Annotated in this window: 23 protein-coding genes; 9 read left to right on the top strand and 14 right to left on the bottom strand. The window is 61.4% G+C overall.

Annotation, left to right across the window (positions count from 1 at the left end):
* Positions 1 to 172: 172 nt before the first annotated feature.
* A complete protein-coding gene (locus A3AC_RS0102475) occupies positions 173 to 1,159 on the bottom strand; it encodes a zinc-dependent alcohol dehydrogenase family protein (protein WP_025596970.1) in 987 nt (328 codons plus the stop codon).
* Between the two features lie 729 nt (positions 1,160 to 1,888).
* On the opposite strand from A3AC_RS0102475, the gene A3AC_RS0102465 reads away from it, so the two are divergent.
* Positions 1,889 to 3,658 (top strand): SulP family inorganic anion transporter, encoded by a 1,770-nt coding sequence (locus tag A3AC_RS0102465; RefSeq protein WP_025596966.1) that lies wholly within the window; start codon positions 1,889 to 1,891, stop codon positions 3,656 to 3,658.
* A gap of 12 nt (positions 3,659 to 3,670) precedes the next feature.
* Here A3AC_RS0102465 and A3AC_RS0102460 read toward each other — a convergent pair whose 3' ends face one another.
* The gene (locus tag A3AC_RS0102460; protein ID WP_025596964.1) at positions 3,671 to 4,294 is read right to left on the bottom strand and encodes a TetR/AcrR family transcriptional regulator; all 624 of its coding nucleotides are present in this window, start codon (positions 4,292 to 4,294) and stop codon (positions 3,671 to 3,673) included.
* Between the two features lie 83 nt (positions 4,295 to 4,377).
* Between A3AC_RS0102460 and A3AC_RS0102455 the strand changes: the two genes are divergently transcribed.
* The gene (locus A3AC_RS0102455) at positions 4,378 to 5,529 is read left to right on the top strand and encodes an MBL fold metallo-hydrolase (protein ID WP_025596962.1); all 1,152 of its coding nucleotides are present in this window, start codon (positions 4,378 to 4,380) and stop codon (positions 5,527 to 5,529) included.
* A 19-nt stretch (positions 5,530 to 5,548) separates the two neighbouring features.
* On the opposite strand, the gene A3AC_RS0102450 is transcribed toward A3AC_RS0102455, so the two are convergent.
* The 3 genes from A3AC_RS0102450 to A3AC_RS0102440 form a co-directional block, all read right to left on the bottom strand.
* The gene (locus A3AC_RS0102450; protein ID WP_025596960.1) at positions 5,549 to 6,634 is read right to left on the bottom strand and encodes a porin; all 1,086 of its coding nucleotides are present in this window, start codon (positions 6,632 to 6,634) and stop codon (positions 5,549 to 5,551) included.
* Positions 6,635 to 6,786: 152 nt separating this feature from the next.
* Positions 6,787 to 8,100 carry a dicarboxylate/amino acid:cation symporter gene (locus A3AC_RS0102445; protein ID WP_025596958.1) on the bottom strand — a complete coding sequence of 438 codons (1,314 nt, stop codon included), beginning with the start codon at positions 8,098 to 8,100 and terminating at the stop codon, positions 6,787 to 6,789.
* 146 nt (positions 8,101 to 8,246) lie between these two features.
* Positions 8,247 to 9,116, bottom strand: a complete 870-nt coding sequence (locus tag A3AC_RS0102440) for an amidohydrolase family protein (RefSeq protein ID WP_025596956.1) — start codon at positions 9,114 to 9,116, stop codon at positions 8,247 to 8,249.
* 140 nt (positions 9,117 to 9,256) lie between these two features.
* Between A3AC_RS0102440 and A3AC_RS0102435 the strand changes: the two genes are divergently transcribed.
* Entirely contained in the window at positions 9,257 to 10,186 is a 930-nt protein-coding gene (locus A3AC_RS0102435) for a LysR family transcriptional regulator (protein WP_025596954.1), read from the top strand.
* 307 nt (positions 10,187 to 10,493) lie between these two features.
* Positions 10,494 to 11,222, top strand: coding sequence for an OmpW/AlkL family protein (locus A3AC_RS0102430; RefSeq protein ID WP_025596952.1), 729 nt, complete (start codon positions 10,494 to 10,496; stop codon positions 11,220 to 11,222).
* A gap of 21 nt (positions 11,223 to 11,243) precedes the next feature.
* On the opposite strand, the gene A3AC_RS0102425 is transcribed toward A3AC_RS0102430, so the two are convergent.
* Positions 11,244 to 11,447: a hypothetical protein gene (locus A3AC_RS0102425; RefSeq protein ID WP_025596951.1), complete on the bottom strand. Its 204-nt coding sequence runs from the start codon at positions 11,445 to 11,447 to the stop codon at positions 11,244 to 11,246.
* Between the two features lie 345 nt (positions 11,448 to 11,792).
* Here A3AC_RS0102425 and A3AC_RS0102420 point away from each other — a divergent pair, with 345 nt between their 5' ends.
* Positions 11,793 to 12,803, top strand: coding sequence for a DUF2891 domain-containing protein (locus tag A3AC_RS0102420; RefSeq protein ID WP_025596949.1), 1,011 nt, complete (start codon positions 11,793 to 11,795; stop codon positions 12,801 to 12,803).
* Positions 12,804 to 12,853: 50 nt separating this feature from the next.
* Here A3AC_RS0102420 and A3AC_RS0102415 read toward each other — a convergent pair whose 3' ends face one another.
* A complete protein-coding gene (locus A3AC_RS0102415; RefSeq protein ID WP_025596946.1) occupies positions 12,854 to 13,279 on the bottom strand; it encodes a PRC-barrel domain-containing protein in 426 nt (141 codons plus the stop codon).
* A 193-nt stretch (positions 13,280 to 13,472) separates the two neighbouring features.
* Between A3AC_RS0102415 and A3AC_RS0102405 the strand changes: the two genes are divergently transcribed.
* A complete protein-coding gene (locus A3AC_RS0102405) occupies positions 13,473 to 15,839 on the top strand; it encodes a DNA polymerase II (RefSeq protein WP_025596944.1) in 2,367 nt (788 codons plus the stop codon).
* A gap of 43 nt (positions 15,840 to 15,882) precedes the next feature.
* Here the strand turns inward: A3AC_RS0102405 and A3AC_RS0102400 are convergent, their stop codons facing one another.
* The 6 genes from A3AC_RS0102400 to A3AC_RS0102375 all read right to left on the bottom strand — a co-directional run bounded on the left by A3AC_RS0102400 (position 15,883) and on the right by A3AC_RS0102375 (position 22,155).
* The gene (locus A3AC_RS0102400; protein WP_025596942.1) at positions 15,883 to 17,370 is read right to left on the bottom strand and encodes an alkaline phosphatase family protein; all 1,488 of its coding nucleotides are present in this window, start codon (positions 17,368 to 17,370) and stop codon (positions 15,883 to 15,885) included.
* A gap of 172 nt (positions 17,371 to 17,542) precedes the next feature.
* The gene (locus A3AC_RS0102395; RefSeq protein WP_025596940.1) at positions 17,543 to 18,766 is read right to left on the bottom strand and encodes a porin; all 1,224 of its coding nucleotides are present in this window, start codon (positions 18,764 to 18,766) and stop codon (positions 17,543 to 17,545) included.
* 82 nt (positions 18,767 to 18,848) lie between these two features.
* A complete protein-coding gene (locus A3AC_RS0102390) occupies positions 18,849 to 19,391 on the bottom strand; it encodes a hypothetical protein (RefSeq protein ID WP_025596938.1) in 543 nt (180 codons plus the stop codon).
* A 112-nt stretch (positions 19,392 to 19,503) separates the two neighbouring features.
* Entirely contained in the window at positions 19,504 to 20,847 is a 1,344-nt protein-coding gene (locus A3AC_RS0102385; RefSeq protein ID WP_025596936.1) for an MFS transporter, read from the bottom strand.
* 106 nt (positions 20,848 to 20,953) lie between these two features.
* Positions 20,954 to 21,313 (bottom strand): protocatechuate 3,4-dioxygenase, encoded by a 360-nt coding sequence (locus A3AC_RS0102380; RefSeq protein ID WP_025596934.1) that lies wholly within the window; start codon positions 21,311 to 21,313, stop codon positions 20,954 to 20,956.
* Positions 21,310 to 22,155 (bottom strand): gallate dioxygenase, encoded by an 846-nt coding sequence (locus tag A3AC_RS0102375; protein ID WP_025596932.1) that lies wholly within the window; start codon positions 22,153 to 22,155, stop codon positions 21,310 to 21,312. Before A3AC_RS0102375 ends, A3AC_RS0102380 begins: the two co-directional genes overlap by 4 nt.
* Positions 22,156 to 22,554: 399 nt before the next feature.
* On the opposite strand from A3AC_RS0102375, the gene A3AC_RS0102370 reads away from it, so the two are divergent.
* Entirely contained in the window at positions 22,555 to 23,256 is a 702-nt protein-coding gene (locus A3AC_RS0102370) for a GntR family transcriptional regulator (protein ID WP_025596930.1), read from the top strand.
* Entirely contained in the window at positions 23,253 to 24,623 is a 1,371-nt protein-coding gene (locus A3AC_RS0102365) for a LysR family transcriptional regulator (protein WP_025596928.1), read from the top strand. Before A3AC_RS0102370 ends, A3AC_RS0102365 begins: the two co-directional genes overlap by 4 nt.
* Before the next feature lie 7 nt (positions 24,624 to 24,630).
* On the opposite strand, the gene A3AC_RS0102360 is transcribed toward A3AC_RS0102365, so the two are convergent.
* The gene (locus A3AC_RS0102360) at positions 24,631 to 25,743 is read right to left on the bottom strand and encodes a 4-oxalomesaconate tautomerase (protein ID WP_025596926.1); all 1,113 of its coding nucleotides are present in this window, start codon (positions 25,741 to 25,743) and stop codon (positions 24,631 to 24,633) included.
* 355 nt (positions 25,744 to 26,098) lie between these two features.
* On the opposite strand from A3AC_RS0102360, the gene A3AC_RS0102355 reads away from it, so the two are divergent.
* A complete protein-coding gene (locus tag A3AC_RS0102355) occupies positions 26,099 to 26,389 on the top strand; it encodes a hypothetical protein (RefSeq protein WP_025596924.1) in 291 nt (96 codons plus the stop codon).
* Positions 26,390 to 26,395: the final 6 nt, after the last annotated feature.

Raw genomic sequence — 26,395 nt, 5'->3', positions numbered from 1 at the left:
CATTGGCCGGGGGTAGCCGGTGCGGTTCAATGCGAATGCGTGCGTTCGGCTCACGCGCGCCTGTCGGCGAACACCGCAGAGGCGGCGATGGATGCCGCTATCGCCGGCGTCGGCCTGACCAACGCGCTGTCGTATCAGGCGGCACGCGCAATCCGCACTGCATTTGCTCGCCTTATCGCATGCACAACACCGCCGCGCCGTTGACTCGTCCGTCGCGCAGATCGTTCAGCGCGCGGTTCGCATCTGCGAGCGCGTAGCGCGTGGTTTCGATCTGCAACGGCACTTGCGCCGCGAGTTGCATGAAGGCGTGACCATCGGCGCGCGTGAGGTTAGCCACCGAACACACGCGCCGCTCGCCCCATAACAGCTCGTACGGGAACGATGGAATGTCGCTCATATGGATGCCGCCGCACACCACAACGCCGCCCTTCACGACCGCCCTTAACGCAGCGGGCACAAGGCGACCCGCAGGCGCGAAAATCAGCGCTGCGTCGAGTTCTTCCGGAGGCGCCTCGTCGCTGCCGCCGGCCCACTGCACCCCGAGCCGCAATGCAAACTGCTGTGCGGCGGTGGCGCCGGGACGCGTCAGCGCGAACACCCTGCGCGCCTGGTGCAGCGCCACTTGCGCGACGATATGCGCCGCCGCGCCGAAGCCATAGATGCCGATTGCGCCTGCATCGCCAGCCATGCTGAGCGTGCGGTAGCCGATCAGGCCGGCGCACAGAAGCGGTGCCGCTTCGACATCGGAATAACGCTCGGGCAGATGCAGGCAGTAGCGGCTATCGGCCACGGTGCGCTCGGTGTAGCCGCCATCGATCGTATAGCCAGTAAAGCCCGGTTCGTCGCAGAGATTCTCGCGGCCGCTCGCGCAATAGCGGCAGTGGCCGCAGGTATGGCCGGTCCACGGTACGCCGACGCGATCGCCCACCTCGAAGCCGACGACACCTTCGCCCAGCGCAGCGACTGTACCCACGATTTCATGTCCGGGAATGACCGGCCGCTTTGGATGCGCGAGTTCTCCGTCGATCACATGCAAGTCGGTGCGGCACACACCGCATGCGTGAACGTCGATCAACAACTGACCAGCCGCCGGCCGCGGCTCGGGCATTTGCCTCTCACGCAGCACCGGAGCGGTTCCGTCGAACACCATTGCGCGCATGTCATTCCCCTAATGCGTGGCGGATGGCGTGGCGTCGCTCCTTGCACTTACGGCCTTCGCGGCCTTCGCGCCGCGTGACCCGAGGCAAAAGCCCCGCGTTTGCAGCTTACTGACTCGCGGCCGATGCACCGCCCATAGGCGGCGCCACGCTATTGCTCGTGGCAGCCGGCCCGCTCATGCCCGCCGTTCCTGCCGTATCGTTCGTGCCGGAACGTTTGCACCCCACTGTGCCGCCTGCCAGCGCCGCAAACAGTACGGCGACCATCGCCTTCCTTAGAACTGCTTTCATCATAATCCCCTCTTGGGTCGTGAGCGTCGAACGTCACACTGTTCGCCTTCGGCGAGGCGCGACTGCTTCGACAAATCGTGCGACGTCGGCCATTGCCTGCAACAGCGCCTGGAACTCGACGCATCACCGGCATGCCGACGCGACACGGCTTCGCAATACGCGAGCCTTCTGTCCCTGTACAAGTTGCAATCCTATGTAAAAAGCGCAGCCTGTACGCTGCATGCACGCCGCACGCACTCTGCCCGCAATTGCTTCATGCAACGCAAGCTCACCAATGCAACGTCGCGTAGATGTTCAATGCTGGCAACCTGCATTGCAGAGCAAGGACGGCAACGCATGTGAGTAACGCATGCATGACTTGCGCCCGTTTTGACCTTGGGGCCACGCAGTCACACAATAGATGAACGAATGTCCGTCATGCGAGGTCATTGAAGGTGCAAATCGGCAAATCTCACGCAGACACGCGGGCCACGCCGCATCACGCGAGCGTGGCTGGCCGGCTCGCGCGCCGGATTCCAGCCCTGACGTGGATGCGCGACTATCGGCTCGCCTGGCTGACTCACGACGCTATGGCGGGCGTCACGCTAAGCGCGGTTCTCGTGCCGGCCGGAATGGCCTACGCGGAAGCTGCGGGCATGCCGTCTGTCGCGGGCCTCTATGCGTCGCTTGCGGCGCTCGTTGCCTATGCATTGTTCGGGCCGAGCCGCATACTCGTGGTGGGACCGGATTCCGCATTGGTCGCGCTGATTCTCGCTGCCGCGATACCGCTCGCTCCGCATGGCGGCCCGCAGGCAGTCATGCTGGCGGGCGCGCTCGCGCTGCTTTCCGGCCTGCTCTGCGCCGCCGTCGGCCTACTCAAACTCGGCTTTATTGCGGATCTTCTTTCCACGCCGATACGCTATGGCTATCTCAACGGCATCATGCTGACCATCATAATTAATCAGTTACCCAAACTATTTGGTTTTCCTGTGCAGGGGGAATCGTTCGTGACACAGGTGCAGGAACTGGTGCGCGGCGTACTCGCGGGCCGGATCAACGGCGCGGCGCTCGCCATCGGCGCGGGCTCGCTTGTCGTCATTCTGGCCTGTCGACGCTGGGCGCCAAGAGTGCCGGGCGTCCTCATCGCGGTCGCGGCGGCGACTCTCGCTGTATCGTGGGCCGATCTTGCGGCGAATGCGGGAGTCGCGGTTGTCGGTAACGTGCCACGCGGTCTGCCCGCGCCAGAATTTCCGATGCTCGCACTGAGCCAATGGCTCGCGCTCGGTGCGACAGCATTGGCCATCGCGCTCGTCACGCTCACCGACGTCAGCATGTTGTCGCAAACTTATGGACTGCGCGGCGGCCGGCACATCGATCGCAATCAGGAATGTTTCGCCATTGGCATTGCGAATGTGGCCGCGGCGCTGTTTCAGGGCTTTCCTGTGAGCGCAAGCGGATCACGCACGCCGGTCGCGGAGGCCGCAGGCGCCAAGACGCAACTCACGGGACTCGTGGCCGCCGCGATTGTCGCGATCCTTCTGCTGTTCGCACCACAGGCGCTGCATGACACGCCGCAGGCCGCGCTTGCCGCCGTCGTGATCGCCGCTTCGCTGGGCCTGCTGGAGATGCGCGGCGTGCTGCGGCTTTATCGGCTGCGGCGCAGCGAATTCGTGCAGGCGCTCGTTTGTTTTCTGGGCGTCGTGCTGTCCGGCGTGGTGGCAGGCGTCGGCATCGCGCTGGCGCTGGCCGTGCTGATGTTTCTATGGCGCGCGTGGCGGCCCTATGCGGCGGTGCTGGGGCGCGTCGAGGGCGTCAAGGGCTATCACGACATCTCCCGGCATCCTGACGCGCGGCGCGTTCCTGGCCTCGTGCTGTTGCGCTGGGATGCGCCGCTCTTCTTCGCGAACGCGCAGATCTTTCGCGAGCGCGTACAACAGGCAATCGACACGGCCCCAGCGCCCACACGCCGGATCGTGATTGCCGCTGAGCCGGTGACCGACATCGACACTACCGCCGCCGACATGCTGGCAGAACTCATCGAACAACTTGACGAAATGCACATCCAGCTCTGCTTTGCGGAATTGAAGGGACCGGTAAAAGACAGCCTCAAACGTTATGGCATTTTCGAGCGTATCGGCGAGCAGTCTTTCATGCCGACCGTGGGACGGGCGGTCAGCGATTATGTGCAAACGTATCGCGTCGAGTGGCACGATTGGCAAGACGAGGGGTAAGCACGCAGAACCTCACGCATAGCGCGCCAGAAACATATCCGCTGCAGAATCGGCGATTGTCTGCTGCTCTGTCTCGCTGAGCGGCGGCTGTCCCATCGTCACCTGCGGCCAGAACGCAAACGCCTTCACGAGCCCCTGTAACTGATGCGCCGCGAACACAGGATCGGAAATCCGCAGACGTTTGTCGGCCGCGGCCGCGCGTATCCACACGGTCAGGTCTTCCTCGCGTTCGCCGAGACGCGCGACCATGTCACGGGCGCGCTCGGGCGAATGAATGCCCGCCGCGATCGCAACGCGCGCCAGTGCCAGAAACGCCTCGTCGTTGAGAAGCCGCAGCTTGCGCATCAAGAGTTCGATTAGTTGCTCGCGCAACGGTATCGCCGCCCGGTAAGCGAGGGTCTCGCCGGCATGGCTCGCGTCCCATAACTGCCGCAATATTTCGGCGAACAATGCCTCTTTGCTCGGGAAATGGTTGTAGACGGTGCGCTTCGAGACGTTCGCGCGCGCGGCGATGCGGTCCATGCTGGTGCCGTCGAAACCGGCATCAAGGAATTCTTCGATGGCTGCTGAAACCACGGCCACGCGCTTGCGGTCGGTCAGGCGTTGATGAGTGACGGGAGTGACGATCGGGTCCATTCGGAAATTTTACACCGGGCAGTTTACTTTTTGAGATTATAAAGTACACTGCCTGGTCTACTTTCGAACTCGGGACGTCGCACATGACATCGTTTATCGACTCCATTGGCCGTGCGTTGGGTTTCACTGCCGCGAGGCGCGGGCGTGAACTGTCCGGCCTGTCGGCACAGCACGACGGCGAGCGCTTTCGCAACGTGAAGCCGCGCCCCGTCGAACCGTTCGGCAAGACCTTGCGCATTGCGTGGAATGTGTTGCTCAACAAGCCGTCGGGCACTGTGCCGGCGGGCACGTTGCCCGTGGACGCGCTGACCCGCGACGATCTCGCTGCGGCGCCGGATAGAAGCCTTTACCGCCTCGGACATTCCACGGTGCTGCTCAAGTTGCGCGGCCAGTTCTGGCTGACCGATCCCGTGTTCGCAGAACGCGCTTCGCCGTTCCGGCGCCTCGGTCCGAGGCGCTTTCATGCGCCGCCCATTGCCCTCGCGAATCTGCCGCCGCTTGCCGGCGTGATTCTTTCGCACGATCACTACGATCACCTGGACCGCGAAACAGTGCTCGCGCTCGCGGCCACGACAAAGCTTTTTGTCACGCCGCTAGGCGTCGGCGATCGCCTGATCGAGTGGGGTATCGAGGCAAGAAGCGTGCGGCAGCTCGACTGGTGGCAAAGCGTGGAGCTCGGAGGCATCACATTCACGGCGACGCCCGCGCAGCATTTCTCGGGGCGCAGTCTGTTCGACGGCAACAGCACGCTGTGGGCATCGTGGGTGATAGTCGACGAAGACCTTCGAGTTTTCTTTAGCGGCGACACGGGCTACTTCGACGGCTTCAGGACGATCGGCGAACGCTTGGGCCCCTTCGACGTGGCACTCGTCGAAACCGGCGCGTACGACGCGCAATGGCCATACGTTCATATGCACCCCGAAGAAACCGTGCAGGCACATGTCGATCTGCGCGGCCGCTGGCTGGTGCCGATTCACAACGGCACGTTCGATCTCGCGATGCACAGGTGGAACGAGCCTTTCGAGCGCGTGCTGGGACTCGCTGCGGCGCGCGGTGTCGCGCTTTCTACGCCGCGCATGGGCGAGCGGCTTAACCTCGCCGCGCCGCATCGTGGCGAGCGGTGGTGGCGCAATGTAATGGAGGCGGTCGAGGCACCACAAGTATCGCGAGGCTTGTTGGCTCGCCTTTTCTCATGCAACGGGGCGGCGCGGGCCAATTCCGAAAACAACGCGTGACGCGGCGCGCGCTGTTCGCCTAGAACGTATGCTGCATTCCCACGCCATATGTGCTGCCCGATGGGTTGGCCGTGAGCTTGTCGTAGGAATACACGGTGTACACGAAAGTGCGTTTAGACAGAATGTACTGGTAGGCAAGGCTCGCGGTATTTCGCACGTTGCTGCGATCGAGCGGCGCGCTGTGTCTGGTGCGCGCCCACTCGGCGAGAATCACATTCGACGGCGTGAGCGGTACTGAAACGCCCAGTTCATAAGTGTGCGAGCCCGTTTCGACGTTGTTGTTGCTGGTCATTTGCGCGGCGCCGTACACCTTCATGAACCTGGCATCATACGCGGCGCCGGCGAGATAGACGTACTGCCCGCTTGACGGCGCAACCGCCGCCGTGCGCACGCGTTGCGCGGAAAAAACGGCGGTCAGCGGCCCGTTCGCATAGGTCAAATGCAGCCCGACGTTGTCGCGTCCCTGATGCCCTGTCGTGCTGCTCACGCTGTAAATCGCGGTGCCGGTGAGTCCGCCGTAATTTGGCGATACATACTCGATTGCGTTTTGCCAGACGGTATCGCCAATCACCGTGTTGCTGTAGCTCGCCGTGTATGACTGCACGATCAATGGCGAGAAGACCACGGAAGATCCGAATGGATTAACGAGTTGCTGGTTGATATACGTCGGATTGGTTTGCTCACCGAACTTGAAGGTGCCGTATGCACCAGTGAGTCCCACATAGGCGTTACGGGAAAAAAACCCGTCGGTCGTGTTGCGCCCCATCTGCCCGGTATTCGGCCGAAAAAAACTTTCGAGGCTGAAAATCACCGCATTGCCGCCGCCAATATCCTCGCGGCCGCGAATCCCCCAGAACGACGTGGTCATTCCGCCACCGCCCATCTGCACGGTGCTTGCGCGCGTCGTGCTGAGTTTCGCGCTGTCAACGTACATGCCGATCAGGCCGTACATCTGCACCGAAGAAGAGGATATAGAAGCCGCGCCCGCCGCAGCCTGCGAGGAATCGGCGCGCGCTGTGCCGCTCGCGGCCGCCAAAAGAGCCGTCGCAATGCATGCTGCGTTGAAGCGCGTCGCGCAGCGTATACCATTTATTTTTATCGACATCACTAGTGTCTCCAGACCAGTTTCGATTTTTTTGAGTGCAAGCGTCCCCTGCTGCGTGCGCGAATGCGCACGTAGTCAGAAAGACACCTGGGTAGCTACAACGGCTAGACCGTCAACTTGTGCGCCGTCAATTCACGCGACCAAACCCGCGACTAGGCACGCGGTAAATCCGCGCGTCGGCGGCCCATACCCTCATTCAACCTGGATCTGTCGAGTTCATGCTCCCACGCGGAGACGACGAGCGTCGCGACGCCGTTGCCAATCGTATTCACAATCGCGAGACCTGTACCCATAAAACGGTGAATGCCGAGGATCAGCACCATGCCCGACACCGGAATCAGCGGAAAAACCAGCAAGGTAGAAGTCAGCATCACGAACGCTGCGCCGGCAACACCGCTCGCGCCCTTCGACGTAAGCATCGCGACGCCGACCAGCGTAAGTTGCTGCGTGAGACTGAGATCGATATTGAATGCCTGAGCGATGAATAGCACGGCCATTGTCAGATAGATGTTCGTGCCGTCGAGATTGAATGAGTAGCCCGCCGGAATGACGAGTCCCACAACCGATTTGGAGCAGCCGAGGCGCTCCAGTTTTTCGAGCATCTGCGGAAGTGCGGCCTCTGAAGAACTCGTACCCAGCACAATCAGAATCTCTTCGCGGATATAGCTCATGAAGCGCAAAATGCTGAAGCCGAGCAGTCGCGCAATGGCACCGAGCACGACGATCACGAACACCAGCAGCGTCGCATAGAACGCCCCGATCAGTTTCAGCAACGGCACCACCGCGCCTATTCCGTAAGTACCGATCGTGAACGCAATAGAGCCGAAAGCACCGATTGCCGCCACCTTCATGATGATGTGCACGATGCCGAAAAACGTATGCGCAAAGTAGTCGATCATCGCGATAAGCGGGCGGCCGCGCTCTCCGGTCGCGGCGAGGGCGGCGCCGAACAGCACGGACACAAGCAGGATCTGCAGTACATTGCCCGATGCAAACGCGCCTGTGACGGTGTCCGGAATGATATGCATCAGAAACTCGACTGTATTCTGATGCTGCGCGGCATTCGTGTAACCCGCCAGTGCTTTCGTGTCGATGGTGGCCGGATTCAGATTGAAGCCGCTGCCCGGGTGAAAAATGTGCCCTGCCACCAGACCGATGACAAGCGAAAGCGTCGACACGATTTCGAAGTACAGCAGCGCCTTGCCGCCCACTCGCCCGACCTTCTTCATGTCGCCCATTCCGGCAATGCCGGTCACGACGGTACAAAAGATGATCGGGCCAATCACCATCTTGATCAGCTTGATGAACGCGTCGCCAAGCGGCTTCATCTTCACGGCGAGCGACGGCGCAAAATGCCCCAGCAGCACGCCGATAATGATCGCCACGAATACGTGGAAATACAGCGTTCGATAAAATGGCTTCCTTGCGCCGGACGCGGGCGAGGTCATGACGGCACTCTCGCTCATAAAGCCGCTCCCGGCCGATTCACACGGTGAACATTTCCGATCATCTTTGTCTCCGTTAAAAATAGTGAGCGGAAAGTCGCTAAATGCTTAGCTTTCCGCACACCTGCCATCTTATGCGGCAGTTCAAAACACGATTGCAGGCACAACTACGCGTGAAAGCCGTAAAGCCGTGCGGGATTTGTCACCAGCAGCTTTTCGCGGAGTGCTTCGTCCGGGCAGAAGCGGAACAACAGGTCGACGAGTTCGCCGTCGTTCGGCATGTCCTGGCTGATGTTCGGATGAGGCCAGTCCGTGCCCCACAACACGCGGTCGGGCGCGGCTTCGATCAGCGCCTGAGCGAACGGTATCGCATCGTCAAAAGGCCGGCGGCCCGCCGAAACGCGCTCCGAACCGCATACCTTGACCCATGCGAGCGGATTACGCATGAGCTCCAGCAGTTGGCGAAACGGCTGTTGATTGAGTCCGCCCTCGGCGCGCACACGGCCCATATGATCAATCACGAACGGCACCTTGATCCGCGCAATCCGCTGCGCGTATTGCAGAATGTCCTGCGCGTCCAGATGCAGCACCACGTGCCAGCCAAGCTGCTCGATACGCTCGAGTACCCGGTCGAAGACGTCGAGATCCGGCGCACCGCCCAGATGCGCGACGAAGTTGAAGCGCACTCCGCGTACACCCCGTGCATCGAGATGGGCAAGTTGCGAGTCGGTCACATCGCCGTCGACTATCGCGACGCCGCGGTAGCGGCCGTTACTGCGCGCAATGGCGTCAAGCATCGCGCTATTATCGGTGCCATGACAGCTCGCCTGCACGATCACGCCGCGGCTCACGCCGAGAAAATCATGCAGTGCGGTGAGTTGTTCGAAAGGCGCGTCGGGCGGCGTATAGCTGCGATCCGGCGCATACGGAAATGCGTCGGCGGGACCGAACACATGGCAATGCGCGTCGCAAGCACCTGCGGGCAATGGCTGCGCGGGGCGAACGGGATGGGGATCGGGCGGCAAACAGGATTTCATCAGAGCTCCGTCTCTTATCTTGGAGGCCGCGTGGCGCGGCTGTCTATGTAAGCTGGAGTAAGCAGATTGTGGCGGCGGGCATCGCTCGATACAATCGCTATACCAAACTAGCTGATATGTGATTTACACATAGCTCGCCCATGGACCTGAAGCAGTTGGAAGCGTTTGTGCATGTTGCCGAACTTGGCAGCTTCACGCGCGCGGCAATCGCGCTCGACACCAATCAGCCAGCGCTCAGCAGACTCGTGCGGCAACTGGAAGTGGAATTGCGCCACACACTGCTTGAGCGCAATGGCCGCGGCGTCACCCTCACGCCCGCTGGGCAGCGAATGCTGGCTCATTCCAAAGGGATCCTCTCGCAGGTGCAGCGCGCGTCGCAAGATCTCGACGAATTGCGTGGCACCATAGGCGGCCATTTTTGCATTGGCATTACGCCGAGCTTCGCGAAAGTCGCGACCAATGAACTCGTGCGCAGTTTCCGCACGTCGTTTCCGGGCGCGACGATTTCCGTTGCCGAGGGGCTGTCAACCTACCTGATCGAATGGCTGATGATGGGCCGCGTCGACGTCGCGGTTCTTTATGACACGTTCGATACACCACTCATCGACAAGCGCACGGTGTTTACGGAAGAACTCTTTCTGATCGGCGCGGACGATGGCAAGACACACGAAAAGGTTGCGCGTGAACCGGCAGGAGCAATCGCGCTGCGCGACATTCCACGCTATCCCCTTGTGATTCCCGGCCGCATGCATGCGATTCGCCGCATGCTCGAATCCGTAGCAGCCGAACAAGGCGTGCGGCTCAACATCGAACTGGAAGTGGATGCCGTGCCGTCGATTCTCGACCTGGTCAGCGAGGGCATCGGCTACGCGGTATTGCCCCTGAACGCTACCGTGAGCGACGCGCTCAAGCGGCGTTTTCGCGTAATCCGCATTACCGAGCCGACTTTGTTCAGCCGGCTTGCCATTGCCACGAGCAGCAAACACACGCTCTCGCAACTTGCGGTTCAGGCCATTGCGATGCTCGAGGAGCGGGCGTTGCCTCTGTATAGCGCGGTGCGCCGCAAGTAAGAAAAGAGAAGGCAATAGAACCGCAGTACTTCGCCTTAATGCTTGCGCAGCGAGCTCGCGGCGGGGTTAAATAGGCCAGCGTCATCGCGATTCATTCCATACGACGGCGCGATTCTCTCTTTCGAAAAGGCAACCGGAAGCCCACTCTAACCAGTGGGCTTTTGGCTTTGGGCTCGCAATGGCCAGCCTGGAATCCTTACCAGATTACAGAGGTAAAACTCAATAGAGCATACGACAAACCGAACGACCGTACGCATAGAATCGTCCCTGACGAATCACCCATAACAGACAAGAGAAGGAGACGAAAATGAAGCATCCACGTGTACTCGCTTTGGCCGCTGCATTATTCACAGCTACAGCCGCGCACGCGCAAAGCGCCGGAGACTTCGTGCTGAGCGCCGGCTGGTTCCATCTCGCGCCGCAAGACTCGAGCAAGCCGCTGACGGTCAATGCGTTAGGCACGAGCGTCACGAAAACCGGCACCGGCGCAAGTGTCGACGATTCAGATACGTTCGGTCTCACAGCCACGTATTTCTTTACCGATCATATTGCAACCACTGCCGTGTTCGGCATTCCGCCGAAATTCAATCTGACCGGTACAGGTTCGCTGGCGGCGTTGGGACAGATCGGCTCCGCCTATGAATGGAGTCCCACACTGCTGATGAAGTACTACTTCAACGATCCGCAGAGCCGTTTCCGCCCCTATCTTGGCGCGGGTGCGTCGTATGTCTGGTATAGCGGAGTGAAATTGAGTCCGGCCGTCTCGAGCGGTAGCTTCCTCTATTCATCCACGTATGGCACGGCGCTGCAAGGAACCACCACCGCCAAACTCGGCAGTTCGTTTGCGCCGGTGATCAATGCGGGCTTTGCGTATAACATTGACAAACACTGGTCGGTCGACCTGTCGCTGTCGTATATGTGGCTCTCCACGCGTGCCACGCTGACCACGAAGTCCTCAGTCGGCACAGTAACGAGCACCACGAAGCTGAAGCTGAACCCGATCATTTCGTTTGCCTCGGTCGGCTATCGCTTCTGATGCCGGCAATATGCCGAAGCCCTAATCGGTGACCACCACCGCAACGGCTTTTGCGTGCATCAATTCGAATGTACTGAGCCGGCCCGCACGAACGTCGAGTACCAGACGCTCGATCAATTCGACTTCGCGCTGGTGCTCCCAGTCGGCATTCGTTGCAGACGCAATCTTGTCGAGGCACACACGCCGCCGCGCCAGCAGGAAATTGACGGCGCTGGCACGCCGCATAAAGAACTGCTCCATCCTGGTGTTGTCAGTGCAAAGACGCATTGCTTGTGGCGGAGCACGAACATAGCACGTACAAATCGGCCGCCGCGACCCTGCAAAGAACCGGAAAGAAACGCGGCGTGCCCGACGCTTCCTGTCTGCCAACCTGCAGAAAACCTTAACGGCAGCTTTAGCCGCAATTGCGCGCCGTTCACGTCCGCAAGCGCCGACATCGCGGCATTCCCGCTGCTGCGACTAGAATACGAATAGCGCATCAACCCGCGTACAGCGCTCTGCGCTTTGCTATTGCCGGCCGCCAATACGATACTAATGGCCTGTTCGTATTCCGCTTTCGAGGAACCGCCAATGACCGCCCTACTCACTCGCGAATTCGGTTCGAAATTCGCCAATCTCGCGCTCGCTCACCTCACGCGCGAATACCCGAACAAACTCACGCATTCGCTGGCGGGTCCGGAAGATGTGCAAAGCCCCCGCGCATTGCATCCGATCTTTTACGGCAGCTATGACTGGCACTCGTGCGTGCATGGTTACTGGCTGGTTCTGCATCTTATTGAGCGCTTTCCCGACTTGCCGGAAGCTGCGCGTATTGTCGCGGTGGTCGACGAACATTTCACGGCGGCAAACGTCGCCGGCGAGCGAGCGTATCTCGACCTGCCGCACAACCTGGGCTTCGAGCGGCCCTACGGCTGGGCGTGGCTGCTCGCGCTTGGCGCCCAACTGCATTCGTTAAAGCTCTCGGACGCCGCGCGCTGGTCCAGAACATTCGCGCCGCTTACCGAGGTCTTCGTCGAACGCTTCGAGACGTTTTTGCCCAAAGCCACTTATCCGCTGCGCGTGGGCACGCATTTCAACATGGCATTCGCGCTTGCGCTCACGCTGGATTTCGCGCGGCAAACGTCGCACGGCTCGCTGGAGGCGCTGGTTGTCAGCACCGCGGAGCGCTGGTTTTTGCACGACGTGGGGTGCCAGGCATGGGAGCCCGCCGGTGACGAATTCCTCTCGCCTTCGCTGATGGAAGCCGAATTGATGCGTCGCGTGTTGCCGCCGGCGCAATTCGTCGACTGGTTCGGGCGCTTTCTGCCCGACCTGGGCGCGAAAAAACCCGCTACGCTCTTTGAGCCGGTTACTGTGACGGACCGCAGCGACGGCAAGATTGCCCACCTCGACGGTCTCAACCTGAGCCGCGCCTGGTGCCAACGCTCGCTGGCCCGCACGCTGCCGGCCGGTGACATACGCCGCACCGTGCTGCTCGAGTCAGCCGAGCGCCATCTGCAAAGTGCGTTGCCTCATGTGGCCGGAGATTACATGGGCGAGCATTGGCTTGCGACCTTCGCCACGCTCGCCCTGGAGGCGTGAAGCAGGTTCAGGCCGGTTCATCTATCGGCCTGCCCGCAAGCCTCGCTGGATCACTGCGCCGACAGCTTCTTGGGCTTAGCCGGCGTTTGCACCTTGTTGTACTGGAACTCGGGCGTGGCCTTCAACGCCGCCTTGGTCGCGCCGGCCAGATAGAAATTGCCCGAACGAATGTCGAGCGCCGCGATCGGCACCGCTACATCATGCGACGCAACACCGAGAAACCCGCCCGCAGCGACGATTGCTGCCGACAGCGAACCGTCCGGTGCAACCACCAGATCGCGAATCGAACCGATCTTCTCGTTCTGATCGTTGTACACGGCCTTGCCGAGAATGCTCTTCTTGACGCTCCAGCCGTTTAGCAACGCATTGGATTGCTCGACCGTCACGCTAAGAGGTTGCGTGCCCGCGACTTGCGCGTGCGCGCCGAAACTCGCTGCTGCCACTGCGGCCGCCACGAGAAGTTTGCCTAACGTCATTTGATTTACTCCTCTTTTATTAAAAGACTGACCGGCGCATGAGCGCGCCGAAACAGGCGCTGCCAAATCATCATACCGGCTACGCCGCGCGGCTGCATGCCCGGTGACATAAGCACCGCGCACTGCTGCATGCGCAGGGCGGTAAAATCGCTTCAGGCGGCGACACGCCTTTTCCAGGATCCAAGGTGGTGGTTTGACAGAGCTCGAGCAGGGTTTCATCTTGACGCGGCATTGGCGGGACACTCCTGCCGGTACTGAAGTCGATTTCTGGCTGGCAACGGAAGCCGGGCCCCGTCACATCCGTTTGCGCCATCAAACATCGGTTGCATTCATTCCGGCGGAACAGCGTGAACGCGCCGAAACCATTTTGCGCCGTGAGGTGCCGCTCGATCTGCGTCCACTCGAATTGCGCGACTTCCATCATCGGCCGGTGCTCGGACTCTATTGCCCGCAATACCGTCAATTGACCGGCTTCGAGAAACGCCTGAAGCAAGGCGGCGTGGAAGTGTATGAAGCCGACATCTTTCCACCCGAGCGCTACATGATGGAGCGTTTCATCACCGCGCCAGTGTGGTTCGGCGGCGAGCGGCAGAGCGACGGCACGCTCGTCAACGGCGAACTGAAACCCGCCGCGGACTATCGCCCTTCATTGAAACTGGTATCGCTCGATATAGAAACGAGTGCTCACGCGGAGCTCTATTCGATTGCACTGGAAGGTTGCGGCCAACGCCAGGTGTATATGCTCGGACCGCCGAATGGCGATGCCAGCAAACTCGACTTCGACCTCGAATACTGCGAAACACGCGCCCAGTTGCTCGAAAAACTGAATACGTGGATGGAGCGGCACGATCCGGATGCGATCATCGGATGGAATCTCGTGCAGTTCGATTTGCGCGTGCTGCAGCAGCATGCCGAACAATACCGCGTGCCGTTGCGGCTTGGTCGCGGCGGCGCGGCAATGGAGTGGCGCGAACACGGCCTGAAGCAGAACCATTATTTTGCGGGCGCCGCGGGACGGCTGATTATCGACGGCATCGAGGCGCTACGTTCAGCCACGTGGAGCTTCCCGTCGTTTAGCCTCGAGCATGTGTCGCAAGCCGTGCTGGGCGAAGGCAAGTCCATCGACAATCCGTATCAGCGCATGGATGAAATCCAGCGCCGCTTTGACGAAGACAAGCCGGCACTCGCTCAATACAACCTGAAGGACTGCGAGCTCGTCACGCGCATCTTCGCGAAGACGGAACTACTGCCGTTTCTGCTGGAACGCGCCACTGTAACCGGCTTGCCCGCGGATCGCAGCGGCGGTTCGGTCGCGGCGTTCACGCATCTGTACATGCCGCGAATGCATCGGCAAGGCTATGTCGCGCCCAACGTGGGCGACGTGGCCGGCGCCGCGAGCCCCGGCGGGTTCGTGATGGACTCGCGCCCGGGCCTTTACGATTCCGTGCTGGTACTCGATTACAAGAGCCTGTATCCGTCGATCATTCGCACGTTTCTGATCGACCCCGTCGGGCTGGTTGAAGGCATGCTGAATCCTGGCGACGATCAGTCCGTGCCCGGTTTTCTCGGCGCGCGTTTCTCACGCACGCGCCACTGTCTGCCCTCAATCGTGGGCCAGGTCTGGCAAGGCCGCGAAACAGCCAAACGCGAACACAACAAGCCGCTTTCCCAGGCGCTGAAAATTATCATGAATGCGTTTTACGGCGTGCTGGGTTCGACCGGTTGCCGCTTTTTCGATCCGCGACTTGCCTCATCGATTACGATGCGCGGCCACGAAATCATGCACCGCACGCGCGAGCTGATTCAGGCAGAAGGTTATGAAGTGATCTACGGCGACACGGACTCTACCTTCGTCTGGCTCAGGCACGCGCGCGACGAAGACGAAGCGGGCCGCATCGGACGCGCACTCGTCGAACATATCAATGCGTGGTGGCGGCAAGATTTACATCGGCGCTTCGGGCTTGAGAGCGCGCTCGAATTGCAATTCGAGCGACATTACCGGCGTTTCTTCATGCCGACGATTCGCGGCGCTGAAGAAGGCAGCAAGAAACGCTACGCCGGGCTCAGCGTTTCGCCGGAGGGCACTGAAGAGATCGTCTATAAAGGGCTCGAAACCGTGCGCACGGACTGGACTCCGCTCGCGCAACAATTCCAGCAGGAGCTTTACAGGCGCATCTTCACACAGCAGCCCTATCAGGACTACGTGTGCGACTATGTACGCGATACGCTCGCCGGCAAGCTCGACGATCAGCTCGTGTATCGCAAGCGCCTGCGCAGACCGCTTGGCGAGTACGAACGCAACGTGCCGCCCCACGTGCGCGCCGCGCGCGTGGCCGACGAATACAACCGCCGGCAAGGGCGTCCGCTGCAATACCAGAACGGCGGCTGGATCAGCTATGTCATGACGATTGCCGGACCGGAGCCGCTGGAAACGCTGCGTTCCGCGATCGACTACGAACACTACCTCACGCGTCAATTGCAACCCGTTGCGGACGCAATCTTGCCGCTGCTGCGCGACGACTTCACACGGCTGGTGTCCGGCCAGAAACAGTTGTTCTGACGCAGCGCGGCAACGGCAAGCAGGTCCTCTCAACTGCAACTAATTACTTCGGCGCGGGAAAACCAAGCGCGTCCGCTTTAGTGCGAAGCTCTGCGAAGCGGCCGCCTGGCGCACTGGTTGCGGTATTTGGCACGAGCTGGCTCTTGTCCAGTTGCGCGATGCCGCTCGCGCCCGAGGTCGCCGTCGAGATGTTCGAGCATGCCGAGCCGAACGTGCCTTGCGTAACGGCGATGGCCGGCGCGTCGGTGCGCGCGGTGGCGAAGTCGAGCGCGTAGGCCATGTTGAAGGTGGTCGAGGCGCTCGCTCGCACGCCAAGCGGATCGAGACCGAAACGCCATGCGAGCAGTTGATGGATCGAACTGGGATCGAACGGATACCGCGATACGTAGTTCGCGCGCACGCGCGGTCCGAGCAACATGCAGGGCACCCGGAAACCGAGCCGTCCATCATTGCCGAGCGAAGCCTCGGCACTGGACACCGGCTTGACGGGCGGCGCGACATGTTCCATGAAACCGCCCCACTCGTCATACACGATGATCACGAGCGTCTTGCTCCAGTTGGGGCTCGTGCGCAACGCGTCGTAGATCTGGCCGAGCAGAACTTGACCGTTGCGCACGTCGGCATGAGGATGGTCGTCGTTCGAGGTGCCCTGTGCTTCTCCGCCAAAGCTCGGGTCGACCATGCAGAACGAAGGCAACGTGCCCGCTGCTGCGTCGGCGAGAAACTCCGCGAAGAGCTTTGAACGGGCCACGTACCGCGTGCCGTACAACGCTGTAAAGGGCACGTCGTGGAAATAGTACGTGGAAGAGATGTTCTTCGCGTCGAGGCGGTCCCAGATGGTCGGCAGCGACGAGTTGTCGAGCGTGTCCGACAGGCGGTCCGTTTCTCCGCTATGCAGATACAAGCGGTTTGGATAGGTGTCGGCGAGAATGCCGCTCATGTAGTAGTCGCACACTGTGTACTGCGTGACCGCGCCGCGATAGAAGTCGAGGTCCGCGGACTGAAAGTAGCCGATAGGCAGCAGATCGCCACGCGTGAGGCTCGTGGCAGGCGTGAGCAGAAAGCCGTTCACGGCGCCATTGGCGAGATTAACGCGGCCTGCATCGTATGAATGATTGGGGTCCGCGAACGAGCATGCCTGGTAGCCATATGCGGGGTTCGTGGCGAGCGCGAACGGCGCGTGCATTTCGCCGAATGCGTCTTTGAAGGTTCGGCCGGCGATTGCAGTTTCCGCGTTCGGGACCCAGCCCAGCAGATGGTCGAACGAGCGGTTTTCCATCGTGACCAGCACGACATGATCGATGCCGGAGGTAACCGGATCGGGCAACGCGGGACGCGGGAGATTAGCTCGGTCAGGCGGAATCGTGCCAACAGCCTGCGATCCTCCCGAACCCGAGCCGCCACTGCCGCCTCCTCCACCTCCTCCGCAAGCCGACAGTGCAATGGACCCTGCAAGGGCGGCAAGAATCTTGCGGCGGCCTGGATCGGTTGGGTCGGCCGGAGTCGCGGGGGTCGTGGGCTTGTTCGTCATGATCGTCTCCCTTTGTTAATTGCTTGCTGTTTTCGCGGCAGAATCCGCGCGGCTGTCTTCTGCCGCCAGGCGAATTCGTGCAACAAGGGAGCAATTACTGTTCCGCCAAAACAAAAAAAGCCGGGCTGCCCTTGCAGCCCGGCTTTCATACAACGACCAACTCACACCATCATTAGAAGCGGTGAATAATGCCCATGCCGAACGCAAACTGATTACCAGTGGTTGACGGCGCGCTGTTGTAGCCGTCGCCGAGCGTCGCGGTGGCGTTGATGATCTGCCCAGCGCCGTTGGTGCCGAGCGTCTTGCCCTTTGCGTGCTGATAGGCTTCCAGCGCATAGAGGCCAGTGCGCTTGGACAGCGAGTAGTACTGGGACAGATTGAACTGGTGATACTGCGCACTGTCCTCGATGCCGTTCGCGCGCGTGGCGCGCGTGTAGCTGTAGCCCGCGCCGAAATCCCACGCAATCAGCGGTTTCCAGTGCAACACGAGGCCTCCGGTGTTGAAGATCGCCGTGTCGTGGAATTTCGAGCCTGTGCCCGGAATGTACTGCACGTTCGTATAAGTCGCGGTGACGTCCCACGCGCTGTTGAATGTATAACCGCCGCCCACCGCGAACCGCTGCTGCGCCTGAGCAGTCTGATAGCCGTTCGTCAACGCCGACACGCCGATCTGCGAGCCGCCGTTCGTGGTGGTCGAATCGGCGCCCCACGCGCCGCCGCCGAGCGTCGAGTTGTTGATCCGCGAGAAGCCGACCGCCAAGCCGACAGGGCCCAGCGCATATTGCGCCGCCGTGGACCAGGTCGAGCCGCGATTGGTGCTGCCTGCCACGCCGCCGAGCGAATATGAACCGCTCACCGTCAGACCGTAAAGTTTGGGCGACGTGTATTCGAGCGTGTTATTCGCGCGATAGATCGTATCGAGACCGTCCACGTCGCCAGGATGTGCGCCGTAATAGCCGGTGAGCCACGTGGTCGGGCTGTAGGGTGAAAGCATCTGATAGTAGGACGCATATTGGCGGCCCGCCGTGAAGGTACCGTACGCCGGGTTGGTCACACCGACCCATGCCTGGCGACCGAACATTGCATTGCTGTACTGCTGTGCGCCCGTCCCCGAGTTGAAACCTGATTCCAGCTGGAAAATGACCTTGGTATTGCCGCCCAGATCTTCGCCGCCTTTCAGGCCGAAGCGGCTGCCGGCCCATACGCCCGGCGTGAACTTCACGGCGGATTTGCCACCGCTCGTCGAGCCCAGCGTGGAAGTCTGATTGCTGGTGTAGGAAAGGCCGTTATCGACAATACCGTACAACGTCACGCTGCTTTGCGCGAAGGCCGGCACAGAAGCCGCTACCGCTGCGCCAAACAGCACCGCGTCGATTCGCCTGAGGCTTTTTTTCATTCTCCAGATCTCCAATTGCTACGTCTTTGTTGAAATACTTTCTTTGCAGCGATGCTTGCGGCGATCAGATCAGAACCGCCGCTTATTGCACTTCTCTTTCGAACCGGCGCTTTACCGTCAACGCAAGCGGCACGGTAAAGAAGATGTGCGACATGAACCCGCCAATGATCACTGCGGGGTCGTAGTAGTTAGGGTGATTGTCGGAGGCGATCATGATGGCCACGTGCATCACGATCCACGCCAACACTGCATAGAAGAGCGCGACGAGCGTCGCTTCAATGCCGCGTCGGCGGAAGTACGGCCAGATGGCGGCGAACAGCACACCCCATGCAATCGCGAACACGAAGTGAATACCCGTGCCCACCACGTAGGCCCATATACCAATCGACTCCTGCACCGCTTTGCCGAATACGAGGCCCGTAGCGTTGCGCGGAATGCCGGCGAGCGGCATCAGATGCTGCGCGCCCACCCAGATCAACGCCTCATAAACCCAGATGATCACCGCGCCGAGCAGTCCGCCGGCCACGCCGGCGCGAATCATCGCGCGGCGGCTCGGCCATGTCCACGCGGACGGCAAACCCGTTCTGCCCAGATCGCTTCTGCTTGCACTCATGTTGCCGTCCATGTCTGCTCCTTATAAACGTGCTCGACTGAGCGCGCGCTGTCATCGGATGCGAGCGAGAGTTGCGGCACAAGAGGAAAGCCGCGGGCTCTCGCACAACACCGCAAAAACCGGGTTATGCGTCTGCAACCGGGCTCGTAATGAAACGCAGAGCAAGCCGGTTCATCACAATCGCCACGGCCGCGATGAGGGCGGGAACCGCCAGCACGGAAAACACGACCTGGAAGCTGAATCCGAGCGACAGCAACGCGCCGCCAACGAGCGAACCCAGAATGCCGCCGAGGCGGCCGAAGCCGAGCATCCAGCTCACCCCCGTCGCGCGTGCTCGGGTCGGATAGCAGGTCGGCGCCAATGCGTTCAGCCCCGTCTGCGCGCCGCTCATGAAAAAGCCCGCACACGTGACGAGAACCGGCAGCAGGCTCGACTTCAGCGTGCCCATGCCAAGCGCGAAAATGAATACGCCGCCAAGCAGATACGCCGCGCCGATCACTCCGTTGCGATCGAGACGGTCCATTGCGAAGCCCACCGCCACCGCGCCGATCGTGCCGCCCAACTGGAACATGCCGGTAATCGCGGCTGCGCGTTCGACGGGCAGGCCCGCGTCCTTGATCAGGGTCGGCAGCCAGCCGGTCAGCAGATAAATGATCAAAAGACCCATGAAGTACGTGAGCCACAGCATCAGCGTGCTGAACGCGTAACCGTCCGCGAACAGCATGCGTACCGGCGCCTTCGCGGCAACCACGGGCTCCGGCGCCGTAAAGCGAACGTCCTTGTCGAATGCGTGTGCGCAGACGCGCCCAAGCGTCGCCGCAATCCGTTCGGTCGGCAGCTTGCGCACGAGCATCAGACGCGCGGACTCCGGCAAGAGCCACCAAAGCAGCGGCACGCTCACGAGCGGCAGGATGCCGCCGAACATGAACACCGCGCGCCAGCCGAACTGTGGAATCAGCGACGCGGCGACGAAGCCGCCCGCGCCCGACCCGAAGTTAAAGCCGGTAAACATGATGGTCAGCAGAAGCGAACGGCTGCGCGAGGGCACATATTCGGAGAGCAACGTCGTCGAATTGGGCATGGCGGCGCCGAGGCCGAGCCCCGTCAGAAAGCGCAATACGACGAGCTGCACAGGCGATTCGGCGAACGCGCAGATCAGGCTGAACAAACCGAAGCAGAGCACCGAAGCGATGAGCACCTTCTTGCGTCCGATGCGATCGGCAATCGGACCCGCCGCCAATGCGCCGACCGCGAGGCCGACCATTGCAGCGCTCATGACAGGACCAAACGCGGCACGGCTCACATTCCAGTCATGCATGATGACGGGCGCAACGAAGCCCATCACGGCCGTATCGAGGCCGTCCATCATGACGATCACAAAGCAGAGAATAAGGACAAGCCATTGGTAGGACGACATTTTGCGCGCGTCGATAAACGCCTTGATGTCGACCGAATCTGCAGGTTTCATGCGTGTCTCCGAAGAAAATGGTTTCCCGTCCCGGCTTTCGGTAGAAGCCGGGTTTTGTTCTGGTATCCGAATCAAATGCCGCCGGCGGGCGGCGCAGAGCCGCGCCCTACACCGCTTCCGGCACCTTGCGCGTTTTCAGAAACGCGTCGAGCGTTTCGCCCCGCATGCTTGCGTACATACCCAGATTGGTGATCTTCACGACGCGCGCGAATTTCTCGAGCACGAAGAAACAGACGCCGTAGCGGATCAGACCGATCCAGTCGGCGTTATCGACAAGCGTGCGCTCTTGTGGCGTCAGGCGTGCCGCGTCGTATGCGGCCTCGCGGTTCTCGAGCCACAGCGTGCGCGCCGGCGCTTCGCGCATTTGCCAGAAGAAGCGGTTCAAGCGCATAGCCTTCATGCTCTGACGAATGTCGAATGGATAAGTACCGGTCAGTTCCTCGACGCCGATCAGTTGCGGATTCATTGCGCCACCTCGTCTTCATAGATCGTGACCGCCATTGCCGTGCTGGTCGCCAGGTAATAGTTGCGATGCAGCTCGCGCACCTTGGGGCCCAATGCGCCGCGCATGGCGAGCCACATGATCGTTTCGACGCTTTCCGCGCCGCCGAGCCTCACGTAGTCGACATGCTTCATCGCAGCAAGACGCTGCGGGTCGCGAACGATCAGGTCCAGAAACTCCATGTCCCACTCGGTGTTATTAAAGCCGCTGCGCTCGCCGTGCACCTGGTGTGACAGACCACCTGTGCCGACCACCACGACGTCGAGGTCCTCATCATAGGATTCGATAGCGCGGCGCAGCGCCTGCCCGAGGCGATAGCAGCGGTTGGCGGTCGGCAGCGGATACTGCAGGACGTTGACCTCTATCGGCACGAGCGCGAGCGGCCAGCCGCCGGCGTGCGGCAACATCAGCGATAGTGGCGAATTACAGCCGTGATCGAGCGGACGGTCCTGGAAGATCGTGAGGTCGAATTCGTCGTTGACGAGCTGCTCGGCGATGTGAATGGCAAGTTCCGGATGGCCCGCAATGTCGGGCAGCGGACGCTTGCCCGCGCCTTCGTCCGCGAATTCATGGTTGGCCGATACGCCGAGCGCAAACGTCGGATAGCAGTCAAAGAAGAAACTGTTCGCGTGGTCGTTGTAGAACATCACCATCGCGTCCGGCTTGCGCTCGGCGAGCCAGCTCGCCACCGGTTCGTAGCCCTTGAAAAGCGGCGCCCACGCGGGATCGTTCTGCTTGCCCTTGTCGTACGCCATGCCGATAGTCGGCACATGCGATGTGCCGATGCCGCCAATGATCCTTGCCATTTCGTGTGCCGTCCGTTACTTCGTGCTGCGCCATCCTGGCGCGTCAATCGGATAGGTTGCCGGAGCGCTACAGATTGCCCGCACAACCACCTTGGGATACAAAGTTAGGGATTTTGCGGTTTTCGCGAAAGTACGGGTAAACCTGTGATTGACGGAAAATTAGCGCTTCGTGTGCGCTGCATTGGCGCTTTCCTCCTGTTGGGCCCGCCTGTAACCCGCATCGGGCCGGGCCGCTTTGGTATCCCGAATCGAGTCGCCAACTACGAGCCACCCCATTTCGGATTCCCCCACCCATAAACAAAACAGATGTACTGCAAAGCAACTCGCAAGCCGCATTTCTCGCGTGGTGCGACACGGTTTGCGTGGCTATACTGAACGGCGTCCAACGAGTTGACCATGATGAACGAAACCACTCAGCAGGCCATTGTTCAGACCTTACGCGAAAAAATTCTGGCAGGCGAACTGTCGCCGGGGCAACGTCTCGTAGAAGCGCAGATCGCGCAATGGCTCGGCGTATCGCGCACGCCGCTGCGTTATGCGTTGAGCGTACTGTCTTCCGAAGGATTGCTCGACCGTTCCGGTGCGCGCGGTTACGTGGTGCGCCGGTTCAGCGTGCGCGACGTGCTGAACGCCATCGACGTGCGCGGCGTGCTCGAGGGTCTCGCCGCGCGCTCGGTTGCGGAAAGCGGTGTGGGCGCCGCACTCGCCGCCGCGCTCGACGACTGCCTGCGCGAAGGCGACGATATCTTCAGCAACGGTCAGCTGAAACCAGGCGACGACGTGCGCTATGCCGCCATGAACGGGCGCTTTCACTCGCTCATCATCGAGGCTGCGCACAACACCGCGGTGAGCGCCGCGCTCAGTCTGAACGACAAGATACCGTTCGTCTCGCCCTTTACGATTGCATTCGACGAAGCGGCGCGCGAGCGCCAGTTCATGATGCTGATGTACGCACACCGGCAACATCACGCGATCACGGACGCGCTGAAGAAAGGCGAAGGCGCACGCGTGGAGGCGCTGATGAAGGAACACACGCACATATCGAAGGAAAGCCTGAACCTGTCGCTGCCGGCATTGCATATGATCGCGGGCGCGGCATGACACACAACGCATCGCTCAGTCGCATCGGGAATCAAGGGACTGCGCAAACAGGCGCGCAGGAAACCGCGCAGGCAAGCGCCGACGCCCTCAGCAACGCGCCCGCCAAACCCACAGCGCCGGCAAGCACGAAAGCGCTTCTCAACCTCGCGCAACTGCGCGCGTTCCGCCTCGTCGCCGATCTAGGCAGCGCGACGCGCGCCGCGGCAGCGCTGTTTCGCGCGCAATCGGCGGTTACCCGATCGGTGCAGGAGCTGGAGTCGGCGCTGGGCGAACCGCTATTCGATCGTGGTCCTTCAGGCATGCTGCCCACGCCCGTTGGCCGCGCCGTGCTGCTTCGCTGCGAAAGAATTTTTGCGGAACTGGAAGAACTCGCGCAATGGTGCGCCGCGCGCCAGACACGCCGGCGCCCCGCCGCTGAAGGCGCATTACCCGCTTATTTGCTGAACACGCGGCGGCTGCAAATCTTCGTCGCACTGGCGCGGCATCGTCATATGCCGAGCGCCGCGAAGACCTTCGGCATCAGTCAGCCCGCCGTGAGCACCGCGATTCGCGTGTTGGAAAGCGGCTCGGGTCTGAGTCTTTTTCACCGCAGCCCGCGTGGCATCCTGCTCACCGCCGAAGGTGAAACGTTCGTGCTGCACGTGCGGCGCGCATTGAACGAACTGCGCCACGTACCCGACGATATCGCTGCGCTACGCGGCAACATTCAGGGCGCGGTAACGGTCGGCGCGCTGCCGCTCGGACGCACGCTAATACTGCCCAAAGCCATCGCGAAGATGAGCGCGGAAAACCCGGGCGTGCGCGTCGTCACCGACGAAAGCGCGTATGAAGCGCTGGTGGCGGGTCTGCGAGCGGGCGACATCGATTTCATTCTCGGCGCACTGCGTGAGAACGACGCAACCAGCGGGCTGAAAAACGAGCGCCTGATGTCCGAAGACCTGGTGCTTCTGGTGCGTCGCGATCATCCGCTTACGCGTGTGCGTGAGCCGGGCATCATGGACCTGCGCGACGTGCAATGGATTCTGCCGCGCAGCCACGCGCCGGCTCGCGCGCTGTTCGAAGCGCAGTTCAAACGGATGAAGGTCAAGCCGCCCCTGCCGACGGTCGAAACCGCCGACCTCGCTGTGATTCGCGGCCTGCTGCTGGGCACCAACATGGTCGCCGCGCTGTCGGCGCAGCAGTTGCACTACGAGGTGCAAGCGGGCCAACTCGCGGTGCTGAACGTACCGCTGCACAACACGCGCCGCGACATCGGCCTGACATTGCGCGCGGCGGGCACGCCTTCGCCGGCCGCGCGCGCGCTGATCGACGCGATTCGTCTGTCCGTGGTGGACGTCACGCGAACGGTCAGCGCGGCCGCGAACTAGCCGCCGCTCACGCAGAGGCGCGTGCTTCCCATACCGAAGCAGGAATGGCGACCACGCCGTCGAACAGCCAGCGCGCAGTGCGCAGCAGCGCCGCACTCAACACTTCAGGATGATTGCGCTCGCCGCCGAGCGTGAGTTCGACAGTGAACTCGCCGGTAGGATGTTCGACGGACACGCGTTTGCGCGCGCCTTCTGAATCGACCTTCGCGAGCCCGTCGCATACGGTGCCGGGCAAGACCGCAGCAGTCGCCACGCTGACCGCGCCAAGCACGCCAATGGATGCGTGGCAGCGGTGCGGAATGAAGCTGCGCGTCGAAATGGTTCCGCCGTCGCGTGGTTCGGCGACGAGGCACATCTTCGGCACGGTGCGTGCGCTGACGTCGCCCAGATTCATCATCGGGCCCACGGCCAGGCGGATTTTCTCGATGCGCGCCTTCAGTTCCTCGTCAGCATCGAGTTCCTCGCGCGTTTCGTAACCGGTGCGCTGCAGGTCGCGCGCCCGCATCAGCACGAGCGGCATGCCGTTGTCGATGCACGTCACTTCCACGCCTTCAACCGTGTTCTTCAGTTGACCCGTCGGCAGAAGCGCGCCGCATGTCGAGCCGGCCGTGTCCCTGAACTCGAGCGGAATCGGTGCAGCGCGGCCTGGCACGCCGTCGATGCGCGCGTCGCCTTCATACGTCACCTGAAAGTCTGGGGTCCTAACCGTCGCCACCGCGATCTGACCGGTGTTCACCATGTGGATGGCCACGCGCGTGCTGCCGTCTTGCGCTTTGACCAGTCCGCGCTCGATCGCATAAGGACCGACGCCCGCCAGAATGTTGCCGCAGTTCTGGCCGAAATCGACACGCGCCTCGTTAACGACGACCTGAGCAAACAGATAATCGACGTCCGCATCATCGCGCGACGAGCGGGAAATTATCGCCACTTTGCTGGTGAGCGGATCGGCGCCGCCGATACCGTCGATCTGCCGCGGGTCGGGGGAACCCATCACGGCAAGCAAAACACGGTCGCGCTCGGCTGGGTCGGCGGGCAAGTCGGACGCCATGAAAAACGCGCCTTTCGAAGTGCCGCCACGAATCATCATGCAGGGAATGCGGGTTTGTGTGCGACCGGACATCGCGGGTCTCCAACGCTAATGTGCGGCTCTCATTGTAGGTTTGGCACACGTGGATCAATCACCTAAAGCAGCCTGCGTGTCTATCTAATCTATTTATCGGTAAGGTTTGGATCACGAGTTTTGGACCTTGCAACCGGCCCGCAAATGGCTTCGCTGGTGGTTGACACAATGCGCTGGCGCGAAAGCGCGAGAGGCAACGCTTTCTCCAGACGAAACGCCTTGTCGCCGATACCCGCGATTGCCTCCAGAAACGCCCTCTATTCGACGAATTGAAGTTCACCTACGCGGAGCACACTGACTCCTGTTGATCGCATCCCACGCACAGGATCGCCCGCAAATCGCGCCAGGAGTTCACATGTCTTCCCGTCATCGCCAGAATCGCCAGTTCGACGAACACCTGCCCGAGCCGGCACCGGCCGAATTGGATGCCGCCGCGCCTTTCGGCGACTCTCAGACGATGCAGAGCCTGCATGTCGCTTCGCAGAATGTGTTGCGCCTCGCGACACAGACGTACAATGCAGCGGCGCGCGGCGACGACAGAGCGGCGCATGCAGCGCGCACGTCGCTGGAACAGCAGCTTGGACTGGCCACGCGTCTGATCGACGAGCTTCTGTCCGGCGGCACGCACCAAGCCACGATGCACTGACCGGCC

Origin of the sequence: Burkholderia sp. WSM2230, from assembly GCF_000472445.1 — a bacterium.
Classification (GTDB): domain Bacteria; phylum Pseudomonadota; class Gammaproteobacteria; order Burkholderiales; family Burkholderiaceae; genus Paraburkholderia.
Note: the sequence above shows the minus strand (reverse complement) of the source record. Positions and strands in the feature narration are given on the sequence as shown.

What these genes read in the sequence shown, in the direction of transcription:
- A3AC_RS0102475 (WP_025596970.1), bottom strand. Translation starts at nt 1,159, where the DNA reads ATGCGCGCAATGGTGTTCGACGGAACCGCTCCGGTGCTGCGTGAGAGG.
- A3AC_RS0102460 (WP_025596964.1), bottom strand. Translation starts at nt 4,294, where the DNA reads ATGGACCCGATCGTCACTCCCGTCACTCATCAACGCCTGACCGACCGC.
- A3AC_RS0102455 (WP_025596962.1), top strand. Translation starts at nt 4,378, where the DNA reads ATGACATCGTTTATCGACTCCATTGGCCGTGCGTTGGGTTTCACTGCC.
- A3AC_RS0102450 (WP_025596960.1), bottom strand. Translation starts at nt 6,634, where the DNA reads ATGTCGATAAAAATAAATGGTATACGCTGCGCGACGCGCTTCAACGCA.
- A3AC_RS0102445 (WP_025596958.1), bottom strand. Translation starts at nt 8,100, where the DNA reads ATGAGCGAGAGTGCCGTCATGACCTCGCCCGCGTCCGGCGCAAGGAAG.
- A3AC_RS0102440 (WP_025596956.1), bottom strand. Translation starts at nt 9,116, where the DNA reads ATGAAATCCTGTTTGCCGCCCGATCCCCATCCCGTTCGCCCCGCGCAG.
- A3AC_RS0102435 (WP_025596954.1), top strand. Translation starts at nt 9,257, where the DNA reads ATGGACCTGAAGCAGTTGGAAGCGTTTGTGCATGTTGCCGAACTTGGC.
- A3AC_RS0102430 (WP_025596952.1), top strand. Translation starts at nt 10,494, where the DNA reads ATGAAGCATCCACGTGTACTCGCTTTGGCCGCTGCATTATTCACAGCT.
- A3AC_RS0102425 (WP_025596951.1), bottom strand. Translation starts at nt 11,447, where the DNA reads ATGCGGCGTGCCAGCGCCGTCAATTTCCTGCTGGCGCGGCGGCGTGTG.
- A3AC_RS0102420 (WP_025596949.1), top strand. Translation starts at nt 11,793, where the DNA reads ATGACCGCCCTACTCACTCGCGAATTCGGTTCGAAATTCGCCAATCTC.
- A3AC_RS0102415 (WP_025596946.1), bottom strand. Translation starts at nt 13,279, where the DNA reads ATGACGTTAGGCAAACTTCTCGTGGCGGCCGCAGTGGCAGCAGCGAGT.
- A3AC_RS0102400 (WP_025596942.1), bottom strand. Translation starts at nt 17,370, where the DNA reads ATGACGAACAAGCCCACGACCCCCGCGACTCCGGCCGACCCAACCGAT.
- A3AC_RS0102395 (WP_025596940.1), bottom strand. Translation starts at nt 18,766, where the DNA reads ATGAAAAAAAGCCTCAGGCGAATCGACGCGGTGCTGTTTGGCGCAGCG.
- A3AC_RS0102390 (WP_025596938.1), bottom strand. Translation starts at nt 19,391, where the DNA reads ATGGACGGCAACATGAGTGCAAGCAGAAGCGATCTGGGCAGAACGGGT.
- A3AC_RS0102385 (WP_025596936.1), bottom strand. Translation starts at nt 20,847, where the DNA reads ATGAAACCTGCAGATTCGGTCGACATCAAGGCGTTTATCGACGCGCGC.
- A3AC_RS0102380 (WP_025596934.1), bottom strand. Translation starts at nt 21,313, where the DNA reads ATGAATCCGCAACTGATCGGCGTCGAGGAACTGACCGGTACTTATCCA.
- A3AC_RS0102375 (WP_025596932.1), bottom strand. Translation starts at nt 22,155, where the DNA reads ATGGCAAGGATCATTGGCGGCATCGGCACATCGCATGTGCCGACTATC.
- A3AC_RS0102370 (WP_025596930.1), top strand. Translation starts at nt 22,555, where the DNA reads ATGAACGAAACCACTCAGCAGGCCATTGTTCAGACCTTACGCGAAAAA.
- A3AC_RS0102365 (WP_025596928.1), top strand. Translation starts at nt 23,253, where the DNA reads ATGACACACAACGCATCGCTCAGTCGCATCGGGAATCAAGGGACTGCG.
- A3AC_RS0102360 (WP_025596926.1), bottom strand. Translation starts at nt 25,743, where the DNA reads ATGTCCGGTCGCACACAAACCCGCATTCCCTGCATGATGATTCGTGGC.
- A3AC_RS0102355 (WP_025596924.1), top strand. Translation starts at nt 26,099, where the DNA reads ATGTCTTCCCGTCATCGCCAGAATCGCCAGTTCGACGAACACCTGCCC.